Source organism: Rugamonas fusca (assembly GCF_014042365.1).
GTDB classification, from domain to species: Bacteria; Pseudomonadota; Gammaproteobacteria; order Burkholderiales; family Burkholderiaceae_D; genus Rugamonas; species Rugamonas fusca.
Genome location: NZ_JACEZS010000010.1, coordinates 111,789 through 130,080 on the forward strand (window position 1 = coordinate 111,789; position 18,292 = coordinate 130,080).

At 60.1% G+C, this 18,292-nt stretch carries 12 protein-coding genes and 1 pseudogene; 5 read left to right on the plus strand and 8 right to left on the minus strand.

All coding sequences use genetic code 11. The features are described 5' to 3' along the window. Window positions 1–383: 383 nt before the first annotated feature. From H3H36_RS13265 to H3H36_RS13275, 3 genes and pseudogenes are all read left to right on the plus strand, one after another. Window positions 384–2,084: a methyl-accepting chemotaxis protein gene (locus tag H3H36_RS13265; RefSeq protein WP_182218279.1), complete on the plus strand. Its 1,701-nt coding sequence runs from the start codon at window positions 384–386 to the stop codon at window positions 2,082–2,084. Window positions 2,085–2,086: 2 nt separating this feature from the next. After that, window positions 2,087–3,604 (plus strand): chemotaxis protein CheW, encoded by a 1,518-nt coding sequence (locus H3H36_RS13270; RefSeq protein WP_182218281.1) that lies wholly within the window; start codon window positions 2,087–2,089, stop codon window positions 3,602–3,604. 150 nt (window positions 3,605–3,754) lie between these two features. Continuing rightward, window positions 3,755–4,325: pseudogene (locus H3H36_RS13275) on the plus strand (transposase); the annotation flags it as partial. 247 nt (window positions 4,326–4,572) lie between these two features. Here the strand turns inward: H3H36_RS13275 and H3H36_RS13280 are convergent. The 8 genes from H3H36_RS13280 to H3H36_RS13315 all read right to left on the minus strand — a co-directional run bounded on the left by H3H36_RS13280 (window position 4,573) and on the right by H3H36_RS13315 (window position 16,120). Continuing rightward, complete coding sequence (locus H3H36_RS13280) at window positions 4,573–6,690, minus strand: MASE3 domain-containing protein (protein WP_182218283.1); 2,118 nt, start codon at window positions 6,688–6,690, stop codon at window positions 4,573–4,575. 26 nt (window positions 6,691–6,716) lie between these two features. Then, on the minus strand, window positions 6,717–7,505 hold the full coding sequence (locus H3H36_RS13285) for a putative bifunctional diguanylate cyclase/phosphodiesterase (RefSeq protein ID WP_182218285.1): 789 nt from the start codon (window positions 7,503–7,505) through the stop codon (window positions 6,717–6,719). Beyond that, the gene (locus tag H3H36_RS13290) at window positions 7,495–8,739 is read right to left on the minus strand and encodes a diguanylate cyclase domain-containing protein (protein ID WP_182218287.1); all 1,245 of its coding nucleotides are present in this window, start codon (window positions 8,737–8,739) and stop codon (window positions 7,495–7,497) included. Before H3H36_RS13290 ends, H3H36_RS13285 begins: the two co-directional genes overlap by 11 nt. 1,055 nt (window positions 8,740–9,794) lie before the next feature. Next, a complete protein-coding gene (locus H3H36_RS13295; RefSeq protein WP_182218288.1) occupies window positions 9,795–11,501 on the minus strand; it encodes a methyl-accepting chemotaxis protein in 1,707 nt (568 codons plus the stop codon). Between the two features lie 1,047 nt (window positions 11,502–12,548). Next, window positions 12,549–13,040 (minus strand): hypothetical protein, encoded by a 492-nt coding sequence (locus H3H36_RS13300; RefSeq protein ID WP_182218290.1) that lies wholly within the window; start codon window positions 13,038–13,040, stop codon window positions 12,549–12,551. Between the two features lie 277 nt (window positions 13,041–13,317). Then, complete coding sequence (locus H3H36_RS13305; protein WP_182218293.1) at window positions 13,318–14,019, minus strand: hypothetical protein; 702 nt, start codon at window positions 14,017–14,019, stop codon at window positions 13,318–13,320. Window positions 14,020–14,032: 13 nt separating this feature from the next. Beyond that, window positions 14,033–15,283, minus strand: coding sequence for a tyrosine-type recombinase/integrase (locus tag H3H36_RS13310; protein WP_182218295.1), 1,251 nt, complete (start codon window positions 15,281–15,283; stop codon window positions 14,033–14,035). A 420-nt stretch (window positions 15,284–15,703) separates the two neighbouring features. Further along, window positions 15,704–16,120: a type II toxin-antitoxin system HicB family antitoxin gene (locus H3H36_RS13315; protein ID WP_182218298.1), complete on the minus strand. Its 417-nt coding sequence runs from the start codon at window positions 16,118–16,120 to the stop codon at window positions 15,704–15,706. 619 nt (window positions 16,121–16,739) lie between these two features. Here H3H36_RS13315 and H3H36_RS13320 point away from each other — a divergent pair. Continuing rightward, window positions 16,740–17,660 carry a cupin-like domain-containing protein gene (locus H3H36_RS13320; RefSeq protein WP_182218301.1) on the plus strand — a complete coding sequence of 307 codons (921 nt, stop codon included), beginning with the start codon at window positions 16,740–16,742 and terminating at the stop codon, window positions 17,658–17,660. 194 nt (window positions 17,661–17,854) lie between these two features. Further along, a complete protein-coding gene (locus tag H3H36_RS13325; protein WP_182218304.1) occupies window positions 17,855–18,289 on the plus strand; it encodes a hypothetical protein in 435 nt (144 codons plus the stop codon). The last annotated feature ends 3 nt before the right edge of the window (window positions 18,290–18,292 follow it).

Consider the following 18,292-nt stretch of genomic DNA (forward strand, 5'->3'; position numbering starts at 1 on the left):
GACCTCCCGGCCCAGCTACAAGCCTCGGCGGGCCGCTAGCAGGCTGCTGAAATACTGGTTGATGACCTCTCACGCCGGATTGCCGCCCCCCCCCCGTAAAACGAGCTACAAGCGATTTTTTCGACATGGCTAAGGGGTAAAGTTCCCCTTTTGAGGCCGGAATTGGGTATGCGGCAGAGGTATTTCAGCAGCCTGCTAGTCGCGTGCGCTGACTTATTGGGGCGGCGGATTCAGATGCAAATTCACAGAAAGGACGAACAACCTTCAATCAAACTTCATCTATGAGAATTGTGAGGACGCAGGAATCAGCTAGACTAAATTTCCACATGGAAACAATTTAAGTTCGAGAGACCTATCTCTCAGCGCCAATTTGGAGTGTCGAAATGCGTACTGAAACCGTCTCGCAAAGCCAACTGCAAGAAGTAGAACTACTAGCGATCAACGCGGCACTCAACCGCGTGCAGGCCGTGATTGAATTCCAGCTGGACGGTACCATCCTGCACGCCAATGAGAACCTCCTGAGCGCGATGGGCTACCAACTTGAGGAAATCCAGGGTCGTCACCATTCGATGTTCTGCGCGCCGGAGTTTGCCACCAGCGCCGAGTACCGCCAGTTCTGGGACCGCCTGCGCACCGGCCAGTTCGAGCAGGGCGAGTACAAACGCATTGACAAGGGCGGTAAGGAAATCTGGATCAGCGCCTCCTACAACCCGGTGTTCGATGCCGAAGGCAAGCCCTATAAAGTGATCAAATTCGCCACCGACATTACTGCCAGCCGCCTGCGCAACGCCGAGTATGAGGGCAAGGTTAGCGCCATCGACAAGGCGCAGGCCGTGATCGAGTTCGACATGGGCGGCCATGTGCTCACCGCCAATGACAACTTCCTGTTGACCATGGGTTACTCGCTGGACGATATTCGCGGCGAGCACCACCGCATATTCTGCGATCCTGAATTTGCCAACAGCGTCGATTACAAGCGCTTCTGGCAAAAGCTGAACCGCGGCGAATTCGACAGCGGGCGCTATAAGCGGATCGGCAATGGCGGCAAGGTGATCTGGATCCAGGCCACCTACAACCCGATCTTCGACCTGAACGGCAAACCTTTCAAGATCGTCAAGTTCGCCACCGACATCACCGAACAGGTGCTGATGGAGCAGGGTATCAAGGAGAAGGCCGCCTCTGACGCCGCCAAGATCAGCCAGTTGCTCGATGCTGTGGCGCGCGCCTCCAAGGGCGACCTGACCGCCGAAGTCAAGGTGGACGGCGAGGAGCCGCTCGATCAGCTGGGCGGCAGCATTGCCAAGATGATGGGCGACTTACGCGGCGTCATCGGGCAGGTGGTGATGTCGGCCACTGCCTTTGCCGACGATGCCGAAGCTATCGCCAGCCGTGCCGGCGTGGTGGCCGGTGGTTCGCAGGAGCTGGGCGCCACGGTGGAGGAAATGAACGCCACCATCGACGGCCTGACCCGTTCCATCGATGCCATCGCAGGCAGCACCTCCAACGCCAATGATCTGGCCAAAGCCACTCAGGACGAAGCGGCCGCCGGCGCACAGGCAGTGGCGCGCTCGATCGAGGCCATGGACCTGATCAACCGCTCCTCGGAAGATATTGGCGAAATCGTCAAGGTGATCTCCGACATCGCCAACCAGACTAATATGCTGGCCTTCAACGCCGCCATCGAAGCCGCGCGCGCCGGCGAGCACGGGCTGGGCTTCTCGGTGGTGGCCGACGAGGTGCGCAAGTTGGCCGAACGCTCCTCGCAGGCAACCAAGGAAATCTCCAAGCTGATCAGCGAGTCGGTCAAGCGCGTCAACACCGGCACCGCCATCTCGCACCAGGCCAGCGAAGCTTTCGACCGCATCGTCAAGGGCGTCGGCAAGACTAGCGAAGCGATCGCCGAGATCTCGCACGAGGCCAAGGAGCAGCTGATGTCGGCGCGCGAGGTCAGCGTGGCCATCAACCACATCGCCGAAGCGGCCGAGCAGTCGGCCGGCAGCTGCGACAGCATCGCCTCCTCGACCGCCAGCCTGAATACCCGGGCCGGCGATTTGAACAAACTGGTGGCCGGCTTCGTGGTGTAAGCATGGACGCCCTACACGTGGTACCACCGGCGCCACCGGTGGCTGCCGCTGCTCCGGCGGTGGAGCTGTTCGGCTCCTTCCTGCTGGGCGGCGATGAATTTGCACTGCCGGCCCTGTGTATCCGCGAGGTGGTCAATTTCCCGGAACGCATCACCGCGGTGCCGTTGGCACCTTCTTATCTGGAAGGCATGTTTACCCTGCGCGGCAGCGTGATCCCGGTGGTCAACCTGGCGCGCCTGTTCGACCCGCAGGCCGCTGCCCCCGAGCCGACGCACAAGGTGGCCATCATCGATTATCAGGAGGTGCAGGTCGGCCTGCTGGTGCACGCCACCGGCGAGATCCTGCGCGTGCGGCCGGAACAACGCTGCCGCTTGCGTTACGCGGACGGTTCGGCACAAGGGGTAGTGGCCGGCACCATCCAGCTGGAGGATGGGCGCCGCCTGTTGCAGGTGCTCGACATCGAACGTCTGATCCACATCGAGAACGTGCCGCAGGTGCACGCGCTGCGCGCTGCAGGCGCCGAGACCCGCCGTCAGCTGCGGGTGGTGGGCGCGCGTCGCCATGCAATCAGCTTCCGAGCCGCCGGTGCCCGCTTCGCGCTCGACATGCTGGCGATCCAGGAAATTATTCGGGTGCCGGAGTTGGTCGGCTCGGTCCTGAACAGCAAGCTTTGCCTGGGGCGCATGCATTTCCGCAGCCACCAGGTGCCGGTGGTGGACTTCGCCATGCTGGCCGGCGGCACGGCGGCAGCTGCCAGCGACGAACAGCGCGTGCTGGTGGCCCACATCGGCGACGCCACAGTCGGCTTCCTGGTGGACGGCGTGGACAGCATCGTGCACTTCACCACGGATGAAGTGCTGGCTATCCCCTTGCTCAGTAAAACGCGCAGCGCCATGTTCGCCGGCTGCGTCAGCCGCGAAGGGCAGCCGGACGTGATCCTGCTCGATCACGCCAACATCTTCACCAATGGAGAGATCGCGGCGATGGCCCAGGGCCACCGCAACCTGTACCCGGACGACGAGGCGCCAGCCTCCGACAAGGCGTCGGGCAAGCGCGTCCAGCGCCATGTCTACCTGACCTTCCGGGTCGGCGATCTGCTGGCGCTGGAACTCAAGCAGGTGCGCGAGATCATCGATTACGGCGGCGACATCAGCCACCCGCCCGGCATGCCGGATTACCTGTGCGGGTTGATGAATCAGCGCCAGCAGCTCATCAGCCTGGTTGACTTGCGCCGCTTGTATCACATGGAGGCGACCGACATGACCAACGCCAAGGTGCTGGTGATCGAACGCGGCGAGGATCGCTATGGCCTGCTGGTCGACGCCGTGTGCGACATCGTCGCTATCGAGGACAGCAAGCGCTATGAGATGCCCTCACTGATGAAGAAGCCGGGCGAGTCCAGCTGCCTGCAGGCCGAGTCGCACGAGGTGCTGGAGATGCCGCTGCCTGATGGCGACACCAACAGCGTGTGCCTGCTCGATCTCGATCGTTTGATGCAGCGCATCGCACCTGTCGTGTAATGGTTCCTGGATTTTTGAAGCTAAAGCGAATGAACTTCCCATAAGGCGCTGAATGTCGGCTAGCAGGCTGCTGAAATATTGTCTCGGGAGGCCAGCCGAGGCAGTTCATCCAATGTTATCCTGATATCCCCCTACCGCTATGGAAAACTGATGCGCGGTCAGGATACCTTCACCGAAAGCCTGTTCTCCGTGCGCAAGCTGGAGGGCTTCATCCCGGCGAACCATCCGCTGCGTGCTATCCGGTAGATGGCCAATGCCGCGCTGGCGAAGATGAATGGCCTGTTCACCGAAATGGACGAAGCCGACATGGAAGGTGGTCGTCCCAGTATCGCGCCTGAAAAGCTGTTGTGCGCCATGCTGCTGCAAGTGCTGTAGCGTTCGCTCGGAACGCCAGTTGATCGAGCAGGTCCAGTACAACCTGCTGTTCCGCTGGTTTATCGGGTTGTCTATGGACGATGCCGTATGGATGCCGACGGTCTTCACCAAGAACCGACAACGGCGACGGCGGCGACTTCAAAAGCAGCAAGCGCAGCAATGACACCCACCAGTCCATAGCCGATCCGGACTCCCGCTTGTACCGCAAGGGTAATAACACCGGCAGTGAGTTGCGCTATATCGGCCATACCTCAGCGATAACCGCCACGGCCTGATTGCCAGCGCCATGGTGACGAAGGCCGACGGCTATGCTGAGCGCGAAGCGGTCAAGGTCATGATCAACGATACCGCTCCAAACAGAAATGGCGGTGTTAACGCGCTTTCCAGGTTTAACGCGGGGCAGGAACGCCATCACATCCCTTGGCTTCCGGTTCATCATCAGATGGGCGAAGGCGCCGGTTGGTGTGGGATAGCCGGCATGGCGGCGGCGAGCGACCAGCCGGAAGTAGGACGGCGCGCCGTAGTGCTCGCTGCCGTTGGGATTGGGCGCCTAGAGCCCGACATGCCCTGGCGTGGTCGCCGCGCCAGCCCGCTCAATCGACCAGGCACAGGCAATTGCGGCCCGCCTGCTTGGCCTTGTATAGGGCCATGTCAGCGCGCTTGATCAACTCGTCGCCCGAGTAATCGGCGCTGTTGAAGATGGTCGCGCCTATGCTGGGCGAACTGTGCGTCGGCGTGCCCTCCAACGTGTAGGGCTGGGCCAGGGCAAAGCGCAACTTTTCCCCGATCAGTTCAGTCAGCTCGCGAGCCTGGTGCGGTTCCGAGCCCAAATCATGGAGCAGCACGACAAATTCATCGCCGCCTAGCCGGGCCACCGTGTCGTAGGCCCGCAGGTTCTGGGTCAAACGGCGCCCTACCTCGCACAGCAACTCGTCGCCCGCAGCATGCCCGAGCGTGTCGTTGATCGCTTTAAAACGGTCCATGTCCAGCAACAGCACTCCACCATGCTGCCCGTCGCGTACCACCTTGGCCAGCAATTGCTGCAGGCGGTCCATCATCAGGCGCCGGTTCGGCAAGCCGGTCAGCGCATCGTGCATGGCCATGCGCCGTGCCTCCTGCTCGGCCAGTTTGCGGCTGGTGATGTCGGCCCTGATCGCAACGTATTGTGTGGGCAAGCCATCCTCGCCTAGGAAGGGCACGATGGTTGTGTGCACCCAGTACAGGCTGCCATCCTTGGCGCGGTTGCAGACCTCCCCGTTCCACACGTTCCCGCTGGAGATGGTTTCCCACATGTCGCGGAAAAAGCCCTTGGAATGGTGTCGCGAATTGATCAGCCGGTGCGTTTTGCCTATCAGTTCCTCGCGACTGTACTTGGAGATTGCGCAGAATTTATCGTTGACACGCGTGATCACGCCCCGGGTGTCGGTGAAGGCCACGATCGCGTGGGCATCGAGTGCGGCCTTCAATTCGCCCACCTCCCTCATCGAATCGAGCAGCTTCTGGTGTGCCGCCTCAAGTTCGGACGTGTCCGTCAAGATCAGGTACAGGGCGCTGATGCCGCCATCGCCGTCGCCGAACTCCGGGATCACCGTGGCCAGGCGGTGGGCGCTGCTCTTGTCCTGCAGCAGTTGTCGGTAGGTGAACGTCACCGTCTCCCCATGCAGCGCTCGGGTCAGGTAGGGCTTGAACGCACTGTACACTTCGTAGGGTACGCACTCGGACGCGTGCCGTCCTATCAGTTCGCTCGCCTGGACACCGAGGCCGCGCTCCAGCACCGGGTTGACATATTGCAGCTCGAGCGACAGGTTGAGCTTCGCGATACCGCCGGGAACGTTGTTCACCAGTGCCTGCAGCTCGGCGTCGCGCTGCAGCAGCTCGCGCTGGGCAAGGGCCAGGTCCTGGTAAGGCTTGCGCAGCCGGCTCAGGAACATGCCACGGAAGATGAAGCTATACGCGAGGATCTTGTAGAAATGGCCCACAATATTGATCAGGTCCGAAGTCTGCTTGTAATCGACGAACGCGAGTTCGCCGATTGCCGTGATGAAGCTGGCTATCGCCAGCTGCCGGAACGCGTGCCCTTCCTGCGTGCCACGCTTGCTGAACAACACCAAGGCGGCCACCAGGTTGCCCAGGCAAAGCGCGTATTCCAGTTCCGCCTTCAGCGGCGTGACCCCGGTTCCCGGCACGAACAGTGCGGGCAGCAGATGCAGGTAAGTACTGCCGACGATGGTCAGCACGCAGATGGCGACCAGGCCCAGCACCTGCCACAGCAAGGCGCTACCGGGCAAGGTGACGCCCAGCAGCACCAGAAAGATGGTGCCCAGTTCAACCATCCGCCCGCTCAGCCAGAAGAAAATGGCCTGGGTGGTGCTGTTCTGCCCGATCAGGGTCGGCATGCCCTCGTACGACAGCGCATGCACGAGGTCGATCCCGGCCACGGCCGTAAAGCCAAAGATCAGCAAATTGGACAAGTGGCTCTGGCGGCCATCGAGCGACTGCCAGGCCATGATCACCACCAGCACGCTGACCGTGATGGCCACCAGTTCCAGGATCAGGTGCACTTCAGCCATCATCGGCACATTCTCGCCGCGCAAGAATTCCGCAGGCAGGGAGTTAAGCGCGAGCATCAACAGCGCCAGGGCGGTGCCCGACACCAGGCAACGCCAGTGCGGCAGCGCCGCGACGCGCAAGCGATTCAAAGCGATCATCATGAACAGGCAAGCAAAGATTGGTCGAATCAGGCGGCCGCTTGCGCGGCCAGCAAGATGGTTTCTATTTCCGCGGCAGGCACGGGACGGCCGAACAGATAGCCCTGGAACTCGTCGCAGCCGCAGGCCAGCAGCGCCTGCTGCTGCTGCGGCAATTCCACGCCTTCGGCCACCACCCGCAAGCCATAGGCCTTGGCCATCTTGACGGTGGCCTCGATCACCGGCAGGCTGCCCTCGTCGAGCGCGATAACGAAGCTGCGGTCTATCTTCAGCTCCGTCACCGGCAGCCGGTACAGGTAGCTCAGGCCCGAGTGCCCGGTCCCGAAGTCGTCGATCGACAGCTCCACCCCCAGCGCGCGCAACTGTCCCAGCAGGGCACGGGTGTGGCTGGGACGCAGCATGGCCGTCGACTCCGTCACCTCCAGGCAGACCTGGCGCGCTTCCAGCTGGTGGGCGTTCAACAGCGTGTACACCCGCGACACCAGGTCGTCCGATTCAAGCTGCTGCGGCGATACGTTGATCGACATGCGCAACGCCAGCCCCATGGCGCGCCACCGCGCCAACTGCGCTATGGCCTCCTGCAACACCCAGTTGCCGATCTCGCCCATCAGGCCATAGTGCTCGGCCACCGGGATGAACCGCGCCGGGCTGACCCAGCCAAGGCGCGGGTGCTGCCAGCGTAGCAAGGCCTCCAGCGCCACGATGGCGCCGCTGTGCGCATCGACCTTGGGCTGGTAGGCCAGCGTGAATTGCCGGCGTTCCAGCGCTAGCCGCAACTCGCCCTGCAGTTCCAGCTCCGCCCGCACGTCATTTTGCATGTGCTCCTTGTAGACGCTCCACGGCTGGCCGGCCCGCATCGCGAACGCGGCGGCGCTGCGCGCCTGCGCCAGCAGCGCATACTGCCCCCCCGGCCGGCGAACCGGTGCTCACGCCGATGCGGCAGCCGAGCGACACTGCCAGGCCTTCGTTGCCAAAAGGGCGGCGCAGCGCCGCGACGATGCGCGATGCCGTCTGCGCCAGCGTGGTGGTCGGCATGTCCCCCGTCATCACCGCGATAAACTGGGCATCGCCGGTGCGGGCCAGGATGCGCGCCGCCTCCAGTTCGCCGCGCAAACGTTGCGCCAACTCCCTGGCCAGGGCCGTCGCCGTCTCCTGGCCCCAGGAATCGGCGATCACCTGATAGCCTTCCAGCTCGATACAAAAGACGGTCAGCATCACCGATTCATGGCCCGCGGCACGCTGCAGCGCCTGCTCCAGCGCCAGCCGGTTGGGCAAGTCCGTCTCGCCATCCTTGCGCAGCGACTGCTCCAGAATGTCCGAGCGGGTCTGCAGCGCCAGCGCCTGTTGCTGCAACTGGGTTTCCAGGCGCGCGTCGCTGACGCTGAACCACATGGTCGAACTGAAGATGATCGTGGTGGCGAACGCCACCAGGATGGCCAGCTGCTCGCCGCCCAATGAACCCGGCGTCACGCAGATCGTGCCCGCGCTGTAAGTCGCGCCCGCGACGCTGGTGAAGTGGACGGCGAACAGCAGGCTGCCCAACAGCAGCGCCGTCAGCGAACGGCGTCCCAGCCGTTCGGACGGGGCCGCCCCGTTGATCCAGCGTTTCATGTCCAGCGTACAAATGGCCAGCACCAGCGCCAGCAGCGTCGACAACGCGATCCAGCCCGGCGCCCAGCGTATGCCCGGCACCGTGTCGGCCGCGTAAATGCCCATGTAGTGCATGACCGACAAGCCGGCGCAATACGCCAGCACGCCGGGCCAGGCCTCGCCGGCCGTGGCGCCACGGCGCATCGCGCCCAGCAGCGGCCAGGCTGCCAGCATCGACACCAGCAGCGACAACAGCGTCTGGCGGGCGCCGAACGACAGCGTCACACCCGGCTGCCATCCCAGCATACCGATGAAATGGAAAGCCCAGGTGCCAAAGCCCAGGAACACGGCACGCAAGCCCTGCCACAGCAAGGCCTTGCGCTCTCTGGCCTGCGACACCTGGCCGCCCATGGCCAGCACGCCCCACCAGCAATACACGGCCACCAGCCAAGCGCCCAACACGGTGACCGGCGAATGCCGGCTGAATAGAAATCCGATACTGTCCATGCCATCCTTTGTTTTGGCCCCAACCACGGTGGCCCCGCGCTGTCAGGCTGGGTACGGGGTCGTGGGCGTCTCGTTTGATCACGTCGCCGGGACGGATAGTAATGGCTTGCAGTCCGGCAAGCAATGACCATTTTACGTCATAGTTTTGCCAATTGGCATAATGCCGGCGGCCTGATACGGCGGCGCTTCCCGCCTTTGTGGATGGGAATTAAACCAGTTTCAGAAAATGACGCGGCGCACGCGTGGGTAAGCTCTTTTTCGACCATCAAGTCAAATTCATCCGGTGTTCCAGCGACACTGCGGCGATGCCCGCCATCACTTCACTAACGTGTTCGAGGAACGTGATGACTTCTCGTGCATGGTCAGGACGGCGTCGCCCACCAACACCACGCCCGCCCCCAGTCGCCGGTTCGGGCCATCGATCAATGGCTGGATCTCTTTGTTCGCGGTCGCGCTTCGCAATGATGTGCGATGGAATACTCTATCAGGCAAGATTGCTCACGAATCCTTGACGAACAACATAGCTCCCCCGTTCAGCCTGAGCATTTGCGTCCGAACGCCGTTGATTACAATAGGGGAGGTTGTCGCCTTCCCGTGCGCCATGTCGAATCCTATAGCGTCCACGGACGACCAGTTGACGGATCGTTGTCACGGACACCGCCGTTCATGGCCAGTGTCAGCGCCCCGTCGATCGATTTGGATGTACCTCATAGGACGATATGCCATCGTCAGCCACAACGCCTTCCACAGGCGGTTGCTGCAGCTGCGGGCGACGAAGGCGCCCGGCTGTTGACTACTTCGTTGCGATGAGGCTCCATATGGTGTGAGCGAACGCGACGAGTGTCGATGGTGTGATGGCGGCCAAGTACACAGCAGGTTGCCCGTTTGCTGTTTAATGATGTTCTCCACCTCCAGGGGTGCCAGCAGCAATGCGCCGTTGCTCCTTTCCCCGTGCATAAGATAATAGCGTGGGCATCTGAGTCCCTGCCTGAGCCGCTGTCGTGTATAGGCTAGAACGACTCCCATTCACCGTTATTGCCCCGCACCGACTGACTGCTAGTGAGGGCTTTTGGATTGAAAGCATGAATGCTTGCAGCCCGCTTTCCCCCTGCAAAGGCAACCACTTTGGCACGAGCAGCAGTCCCTTTCTGATGTTGGACATGGAAAACTGAAACGGCACGAGATAGCTGTACGGCTTGCTCGTCGAGGCTGGCTGCCGCTGCCGCTGCCTGTTCAACAAGGGCCGCATTCTGCTGCGTTCCTGCATCCATATCCGTCACAGCCTGGTTAACCTGTTCGATGCCGTCGCTTTGTTCGTGACTGGCTGTGGCAATTTCATTAATGATTTCCGCGACCCGCTGCACTGATTGAATAATTTCCGACATGGTCTGGCCAGCGTTGCTGACCAGGCGATTACCCAGCTCAACTTTGCTGACTGAATCGTGGATCAAGTCCTTGATTTCCTTGGCGGCAGCTGCCGAGCGCTGAGCCAGGCTCCGTACCTCCGTTGCGACCACGGCAAATCCACGGCCTTGTTCTCCAGCACGTGCTGCCTCGACCGCAGCGTTAAGTGCCAGGATGTTGGTCTGGAAAGCGATGCCGTCAATTAAGGCGATGATGTCGACGATCTTGTTGGCCGAGGTACTGATATCGCCCATAGTTGTCCGCACCTCGGTTACGGATAGCCCGCCCTTGGTCGCAATCTGGGAAGTGGTCGCAACCAGTTCGCTGGCAAGACGGGCATTCTCCGCATTTTGACGTACAGTCGATGAGAACTCCTCCATGCTGGAGGCGGTTTCTTCCAGGCTGGAGGCTTGCGCCTCCGTGCGTGATGATAGATTCAAATTGCCCTCGGCGATGTCGCGTGTCGCTGCGCCCATGGCATCGACGTTTGCCCGAACGTCCCCAATGATGGCCATCATGTTGACGTTGATCTGCTGTAACGCACGCAGCAGTTGGCCCATATCGTCGCCACTGCTGACATTGACCGCTCCGGTCAAATCGCCCCCTGCTAGGGCGCGGGCAGCCGTAGTTGCCTGGCGCAACGGCACGGTGACTGTGGCTCGCAAAGCCAATCCCAGCACCAGTGCAACGGCGATGCCGGCTGTAGCCAATCCTGCGAACCAAGTGGCCGAGATTCCTGACTGGGAGAAAAAACCAATGCCGCCCATTGCAGCGATTAGCGTGGCAATCAGTGTCAAGCCGACGTTGAAGCGCGTCTGTATTGCCAACTCCCTCCATTCCCGTGCCATTCCGGCTAGACCTGTGCGCACTATCTGGCCTTGCTTAACGGCGAGCCGCTTAGCATTGCCGGACACGATATCCCGATATGTGCGATCCGCCTCAGCGATCTGTGCCCGGCTCGGCTTGGAACGAACCGACATATAGCCGGTGACACGGCCGTTCTCGATCACCGGCGTGACATTGGCCACGACCCAGTAGTAGTCGCCATTCTTCCTTCGATTCTTGACCATCCCGGTCCACGGCAAGCCCGCCTTAAGGGTTTGCCACAGATCGGCGAACGCCTCGGGCGGCATATCTGGATGCCTGACCAAATTGTGTGGCGCGCCAATCAATTCCTCTTCGGTAAACCCACTGACTTCGACAAAATAGGGGTTGATATAGGTAATTTTTCCCTTTAAGTCCGTTTTCGACACAATAGGCTTGCCATCAGCCATTTCGTATTCGAAATTGCTTACGGGTAAGTTCTTTCGCATAAATTCCCCTCATCCTGTCTGTGGACTGCCTCAAATTGGAGGGCATGTAGCAAGCGGCAACGAGTCTCGCCAGCTCTTGACTTGCATTCCGATGACTGATAGTACCATTGCCGCATGGAAATTATCAAATGTTAAATGACTTGATGTAAGACATAATATTCATCATTTAATGTCACTTATTAGATTCTTTATGGAAAGTTTTATTCAATTAGTCCGCGAAAAATCAAAGTACATTAACATTTGAAGTCTAAAAATTTGAGTTTATGTTAATTATTTATGCTGGTTAATAGTTGGTATTAAATAGGTGATATGCCAAGCGTGACATCTCGTTCGACAAGCTGCCGCCGATCATCGCGTAGATTAGAAGATAACCATGCTCTTCTATGTGCAGCATCGCTACCTATTAGGAAACTGTAGAGCTGCCCGCGTAGTCAATGTCCAGTCGGCCACTGTGCAGATGCGCGCCACCTAGGTAGACGCGGCCAGCGCCACGGAATCGCGCGGCAGGATCAGGGCAGCAGTCGCGGCCAGGACGGAAGCCGCAGCGGCATCCGACAAGTCTAGCGCGGCCCGCAAGCGCGCTTTCTCGACCGAACTTACCGAGAACGCGGCGGCCACCAGGATCCAGGCCAGCGGCCCCGATGTCGCTTCCGCGCTCGTGCGGGAGACAGGCGCGGCGGCTGACTCGTTCGCATCCAGCTACATCGGCAATGTCACTATTTCGACCGAGGCGGCGGATACCTAAGATGCCATCCCGTCCTACATTGACGTGATGGCCGAGGCCGTGACGGCGACCGATACGGTAGATGCCGGCGTGGCGACGGTGGCCAGCGTGACCGAAGTCGTCCTGGCCGTAGACCAGGGTGACAGCGCCAAGGAATCGTTTGCCGACGTGCTGGAAGCGGCCACGGCCAGCGACACCAGCAGCCAGACGGTTGACCTCGACCCGGAGCTGGCGGAATTCAACACGGCCATGGGCGCGCAGGACGCCATCACGGCGAGATATGCAGATGTGGTCGAGAGCGCCACGGCCAGCGATAAGGCGGGTTACGCCCTGAGGCCCCCACTAGCGTGGTTGAAGCCGCCAAGGCGGCCAATACCAACGTTGGAACTCGTATCGCTGCCGCCCAGGTGGTGAAAGCGGCCAGCAGCCAGGATCAGGAAAGTGCCCAACTTGCGGCTATGATGACCCCGCGTTGGGGCGGCCAGGTAGCGGGAGCGTTCAACGCTTCTGTCACCGTGACCGAGGCGGAAATGGCCCGCGACAGTGTGCAAAAGTAGCTTGATGTCGGAAACGATGGCACCGCTCACGGTGAGCAGTAGTGGCGTGCCATCGCCGGCCAGTGTGTTGTTCTGGAAGTGGCTGGCGCCGAGCGTGAATTTTGGTGGGGCCAGTACGCCAGCGGCCGCGTTGTCGGCAAAGCTGATAGCTTCGAGCGCCAGTTGCAGAAGGATGTAGCCAGGTTGCGGCTCAATGCTGCCAGCAGGGGCCAGGGGCGGCAACACGGCGGTCCTGGTGCCCGGTTCGCTCGTAAACAAGGTGTCGGCCAGGGTCAGCTCTGGTTCCAGTTAGGCGTTCAGCGCGAACGGTCGTAACGCCACGCTGCAACCTGATGCGGCGCCGTTCTTAGCGCGGGCCTGCAAGATCAAGTAATGTAGTAGGTACTGGTCGTCAATCCCGCCTATGAAGTCAAAGGTAGGTAAAGTAACACTGCCATCGACCACGGTGCCCGCGTAGCCGGCGGCACTTAGGCCCGTCAAATTCTGCTCCGTCCGATTTCAAGTACAGGTTGCCATGTCGAGGCGATGCGAGGATTTAGCCGGAGACAGACTTTCCCAGGCGCTTTTCAAAAGCGGCACGCAGTTCGGCGAAGCCATCGCTGACATCAATCGATACCGTGGCATGGGCCGCAGGAGCTTCTGCATCTAAGGAGCGGATTTTCCGGATGGTATCGATGGCGGCGCGGTTCGCCTCGACCACAACCTTGAGGTCACGCGGGTCGTCGGTTTCATCCACCATGTCGATCAGCCGGTTCAGTACTTTGCGGGCGACAGCCAGCCCGGTGTTCATGTCGTGTATGTCCTGCGCGGCTGCATCAGCCTGGAGCTGGTGGGCTTTAACTGCATCTTCGAGGGCGCGTTCAAAATGGAAGTAGGTGAATGCCAATTGTTGGGTGGTCGAGCAGGCATTAAAATCGCGGTCATACGCTTCAGATAACTGTTGCATTAACTCCTTGCGGGTTGAAAAGATGGTTCGGATTTTCATGCGTGCTGCGGTCAGCATGTACCGTATCGAATCGGCAGTTTCAAAATTCTCCATTCCAGGATCTACAATCGAGAAAGCGAAGCCCTGAAAGGCAACAGAGAGCGGCGCAACGTTGAACTCAGGTATTACTAGCCAGTTGTCCGGGTCCTGCTGGTCAATTAGCCAGTCTTCTAGACCATAGATTTTCTCATCGCCGTTCAGCACGTTCCTTTTGCGCATTAATTCATATTCTTTTTGGGATACTTTTTTCATTGTCCATCGTTACCTATAGGTCGTCGTTTTCATGAAGGTCATGTTCTTCTCGCACTGGTTCGGTTTCAACAAAGGCCGCCCAGTCTCTCATCAGTAGGCGCCGTTTCTTAAACAAGTCGTCACGCTGGTAGGCCGTGACGGTGTCGTTGCCGACGGCGTGGGCCAGCGCCATTTCCCGTACTTCCATGGGGTAGGCAGTAGACGAGGCCACCCAACTAGAAAATGTCGCCCTGAACCCATGCGGTACTGCATCTACGCCCATATCCCTGATGATCTTGGTCAGCGTCATGTCGGACAGTGGTGTAGCAAATTTCCTCCCAGGGAAGATAAGTGGCTCGTCCACTATTCGCGGCAAATTTTCCAACAGTGCGACGACTGGCGGAGAAAGCGGCACGCGCTGTCCACGCATGGCCTTCATTCGGTTGGCCGGAATTGTCCACACCCGCCGCTGTAAATCAATTTCATCCCAAATCGCCAAGCGGGCCTCACCGGATCGGCAGGCCGTCAAGATGACGAATTCCAGGCAGCGCGCCCCTGTGGTTTGTATCTGGCGTAGGTGCCGCATGAACTCGAACATGCTCCGTGCCGGCACAGCACGATGGCTAACGACGGGCGCGACGACTGACCGCGCCGCAAGTAACTTGTCCAAGTTCCCCTTCCAACGCGCCGGGTTATCACCACTTCGATATCGGTGCACCGTGGCCCAGTCCAGCACCAGCTCTATACGATTCCTTACCCGGTTGATGGTTTCGTTGATCGTCACCCAATGCGGTTCCACCACAGCCAGTACATGCTCCAGCTTGATGGTCCCGACCGGCATTTCACCAAGGATCGGGAAAGCGTAGGTTTCCAAAGTGTTAATCCATTGCTTCCCATGCTTCTCGTTGCGCCAGCCCGATTTCTTCGCGTCAATATAGGCTTCAGCACATCTGCGGAACGTCCAGGCGAGCGCTTTTGCCGCTTGCTGTTGCTCCCGGATAGATTCCCTCGCCTCAAGTCTTTCCACGACAGGATCAATGCCCGCGCTTATTTTGTCGCGGACGGCCTGCGCCTTTTCATGAGCCATCGCCAGCGTGACGCCGGGGTAGGCGCCCAATCCGATTTCCCGTCGCTTAACCCCGACCTGAACCCGCAGTACCCATGATCGTGTGCCAGACTTGGAAATCTGAAGCATCAGCCCTGCAACATGTCCGACGGCATGGTAGCCTGGCGTCGTCAGGCGCTTAACTTGAAGCGGCCCGAGTTCTTCCGCAATACGTGGCATACGTGATCTCCCAGGAAGTCCAATTTTCATGACCCGCCATCCTACCCGCCATAAATACTAATACAGAATATGAACGATTGATACTGGCTGAGACAAGAAAATGGCCAGCGTAGGGCCTTCTCCCTCTTGTGGTAAGAAAAATTGAGACTGGATGATGTTGTTTAATAGTCACTGTTTCGCATTGGCGGCGGACACCGCTTCCGCCAGGAAATAAAGAAACCGCCGCAAGGCGGTTTTTTATTTCCTGGCGGAAGCGAGGGGAGCGCCTGCGCGCTCCCCGTGTGAGATTCGAAGGGCATGGCCCTGCAGGGCCATCCCGCCCCGAATCGCCCGACTGCTGGGCGCTGTGCGCCCGGCCTCGCGCGCCGAGGGCGCGCGTCCCCAGCTAATCATCGTTCAGCGATGAAACCCAGCCAGCATTCAAACCACCCGCATCTCCAGCCGACGTCCCAGACACCCCAGCGCCTCCTCAACCTTGTCGATTTTCGTTGCATGCTGCAACTCAATCAAACGATTGACGACCTGTGGCGAGGTTCTAAGCCGTCGGGCCAGTTCAGACGGTCCCACCTTCTGGGCCAGCATCTCATTGAGCAGCAGGACCTTGGCGGCAACGCTTGCCGGGAGCGCCACCATCCGTTCACGTGGCTCTGGGCGCGACGGCGGCGGAACAGGCCGCTTGTCCTCGAAATAGAAATCCATCGCCGAGACCAGGACATCCTCGGCCATTTCCATGGCTTCGTCGTCATCGTCGCCTTGGGTAATGGCCTCCGGAATATCGCGGAATGTGACGACATAACCGCCCTCTGCGGCGGGGGCAAAAAGCGCGGGATACCGCATATCAACTCCTCAAAGTAGCATCGCGACGGAAAAGATCGGGGAGGGGGCAAGTCTAGTTTGTGGCGCCCCCCCCATGACAGCTTTTTCCTTGAAAGTCCCACCGCACAGGCTTAGCCATCTCACAAACTCGCTCTGTTTCACAGCACCCTCTGTCACTGTGCTGACACCCATAAATTAAGCAAAAATGCGTAATCAAGCAACGTCCTTTACACATTTTTGTTTAATTTCGCCATCCGTGCCAGCAATAAGATGATACGGTGGTCAACAGGATCATATGTTTCCTTCTGACGCTGAACCTCCTGAGGCGGCTCAATGGTTGGCGCGGCGAGCGCCGCCAGTGGAAACAGGATCGGGCCGGGCGTGCTGCATGACATTCACATCCGTGATACAACTAATTACAATTTAAAATTAGACGAATATGCTGTATTGCAGCATACTGCACCTGTCTCCTCCAACTCCTCCAAGAATTGGATTTAACCCACCCTTGCCGGTGGGTTTTTTTTTGCTCGCATGGATAGTCCGGACGGGTTCGTTGGCGTACTGGCCCATGTATACTTTCGCCCAGCCCGTGCCCAGGCATGCGCGATACGGGAAAGCAACGAGAAGATAGCGAAGGTTTATGTCCAAGGAAAACCATGTAGTGACGCGGCGCCTGCCGCCCCCCAGGTCGGCGTTCATCGCCACTTCGCCCGAGGACGCCATCGCCAGGAAGCAGGCGCTGGAGGAACGTGATGCGCAAGTGCGCGGCGTGACCTCGATCCAGGCCATGCGCGACGCCATCCAGCGCGCCGCGCGCGACCTGCCCGCCATCGCCGCCGTGCCGCGCCTGGGGCCGCTGGACGCAGCCGCGTTCCGGGTGCAGGCCGAACTGGGCTTGCCGTTCATGCTCAGCGGCATCGTCAACCGCTGGCCCCTGACCAGCCTGCCGCCGTCCATCCTGCGCGAGCGCTACGGCCACGTGCCCGTGCGCGCGCGCGTGGGCGACTACATCAACACGGCCTTCGCGCCGGACCGGGCCATGCGCGATATGACCATGCTGGCCTACCTGGACCTGGTGGCGGCCGGCACGGATGCCTTGCCGCCCTATCTGGGCAACCTGGAACTGCGCGAGTTGAACCGCCTGTGCCACTGGCCCACGTATTTCGACAAGATGGGACCGCCCCGTTTCTGGGTGGGCCCGGCCGGCACCGTGACGCCGCTCCATTGCGATTATGATGACAACATCTTCGCCCAGGTCTGGGGCACCAAGCGCATCTTCCTGTCACCGCCGCACCACGAGGCCTTCCTGTATCCCAAGGAAGCGAACGCCATCCTGTTCGGTTCCCCGTTCGACCCCGAGGCGCCCGACTTCGAGCGTTTTCCGCTGGCGCGCCAGGCCACCATGATCGAGTGCATCGTCGAACCCGGCGACATGCTGTACGTGCCGGCCGGCTGGTATCACCAGGTGCGCGCGCTGACGTTTTCGCTGTCGTCGAACCGCTGGGCGAGGGCGGTGCCGTTCGCGCTGCACGGCGACACCACCGTGCGGCGAACCGCATAGTTGCTTCAAAAAAAAACAACACTTGCGCCATACCGCTGCGCCCGATGGCATTGCCTGCAAGGTCAGGCCGGCCGCCGGCTTTATAATTTGACAGGCAATTCACGTATTCCATTGGCAATAGCTGGTCAGCAATCGCAGTTCGTCTTTTCCTCTCACATCCACCGGCCGCTCGCGGGCGGCACAAGGAGAAACGCATGGCGCATTTCATACAGATTGGCGGTCTCAGGGACAAGTGCTATGTCCAGATTCCCGACGGGATCTGGTCCGCACGCAGCGAGCTGGAGCAGAAACAGATTACCGAAGCGGTGGAGAAGGGATTCATTGCCGATGCGCCCGGCGGCATCGGCATCAAGAAATCACCGCGCTACCACATCAGCATCAAGTCCGACTACCGGCTGTGCACCCAGTTGCGGGCGGAATTTAACAGCGAAACGTTCCGCTCCGACGTGCTGACGCCGTTCGTGTCGCCCTACGCTGGGCGCACCCCGGCCACGGCGGGCGAACAACGGCGCTGGTTCGAGGAGGAGCGGACGGCGCGCTCGAACTACGACCGCAACGTGACGAACGTGGTGTTGAAGTTCCTCACCTTCGATCGCGAAAAAACGCACGCGAACCTGAGCACGCCCTGAGCC

What these genes read in the sequence shown, in the direction of transcription:
- H3H36_RS13265 (WP_182218279.1), top strand. Translation starts at nt 384, where the DNA reads ATGCGTACTGAAACCGTCTCGCAAAGCCAACTGCAAGAAGTAGAACTA.
- H3H36_RS13270 (WP_182218281.1), top strand. Translation starts at nt 2,087, where the DNA reads ATGGACGCCCTACACGTGGTACCACCGGCGCCACCGGTGGCTGCCGCT.
- H3H36_RS13280 (WP_182218283.1), bottom strand. Translation starts at nt 6,690, where the DNA reads ATGATGATCGCTTTGAATCGCTTGCGCGTCGCGGCGCTGCCGCACTGG.
- H3H36_RS13285 (WP_182218285.1), bottom strand. Translation starts at nt 7,505, where the DNA reads ATGCAAAATGACGTGCGGGCGGAGCTGGAACTGCAGGGCGAGTTGCGG.
- H3H36_RS13295 (WP_182218288.1), bottom strand. Translation starts at nt 11,501, where the DNA reads ATGCGAAAGAACTTACCCGTAAGCAATTTCGAATACGAAATGGCTGAT.
- H3H36_RS13305 (WP_182218293.1), bottom strand. Translation starts at nt 14,019, where the DNA reads ATGAAAAAAGTATCCCAAAAAGAATATGAATTAATGCGCAAAAGGAAC.
- H3H36_RS13310 (WP_182218295.1), bottom strand. Translation starts at nt 15,283, where the DNA reads ATGCCACGTATTGCGGAAGAACTCGGGCCGCTTCAAGTTAAGCGCCTG.
- H3H36_RS13315 (WP_182218298.1), bottom strand. Translation starts at nt 16,120, where the DNA reads ATGCGGTATCCCGCGCTTTTTGCCCCCGCCGCAGAGGGCGGTTATGTC.
- H3H36_RS13320 (WP_182218301.1), top strand. Translation starts at nt 16,740, where the DNA reads ATGTCCAAGGAAAACCATGTAGTGACGCGGCGCCTGCCGCCCCCCAGG.
- H3H36_RS13325 (WP_182218304.1), top strand. Translation starts at nt 17,855, where the DNA reads ATGGCGCATTTCATACAGATTGGCGGTCTCAGGGACAAGTGCTATGTC.